This is a genomic window from Pigmentiphaga sp. GD03639 (assembly GCF_029845405.1).
Classification (GTDB): Bacteria; Pseudomonadota; Gammaproteobacteria; order Burkholderiales; family Burkholderiaceae_B; genus Pigmentiphaga; species Pigmentiphaga daeguensis.
In genome coordinates this window covers 1-591 of sequence record NZ_JAOCLR010000098.1, presented here as the reverse complement: position 1 = coordinate 591, position 591 = coordinate 1, and the positions used below count along the sequence as shown (strand labels likewise).

Here is a 591-nt window from a genome sequence, read left to right as displayed (position 1 = left end):
TGGCGCTCGGAGACGCCGGCCTTCCAGCGCTCCCACAAGGCCACGTCCTGCGCCTCGTCGAGCACCGGATGCCGGCCCTTGCGCTTGGGCAGCCCGAGGATGTCGCGGCGCAGCGCCACTTCCTGATGCGTGAGGCCGTAGAACTTGCTGACCATCTCCGTGCTCGCCCCCAGGCGCAGCATGCGGTCCACCGTGGCGATCTCCCGCTCCACGTCGTGCACCTGGCTCAGCAGCCGCTTCAACACTTCCCGGTTCACCGACACCGAACACCACGACACCGTGGCATTCACCAGCATGCTCACGAGTTCGGGGTGCTTCAGCGCATCCAGTTCCTCCTCGCCGAAGCCCATGGCCTTGCAGCGGCGCAACTGGCCGTTGCGCAGGTCATGCAGGGCCTGGGCGATCACGGCCTGGTTGAGTGGGTGCGGTGCCGACATGCGGGAGCCTCCTGCGCTCAGGAATCCTGGCTCGCTACGCCGGCTTCCAGATCCAGCAGCCGGCGCGCCAGGCGCAGCAGACGGAACAGCTTCACCAGCGCAGCATCGCTCAGGCGTGTGGCCGAGCCGCCGTGGCCATGCAGCAGCGCCGCCA

General features: G+C 68.4%; 1 protein-coding gene. It reads right to left on the bottom strand.

Going from position 1 to position 591, the window contains the following annotated elements; translation table 11 throughout:
* Window positions 1-437 (bottom strand): DUF2857 domain-containing protein (locus N5K27_RS29015; RefSeq protein ID WP_279821045.1); only part of this gene is annotated, 437 nt, incomplete at its 3' end.
* Window positions 438-591 lie beyond the last annotated feature (154 nt).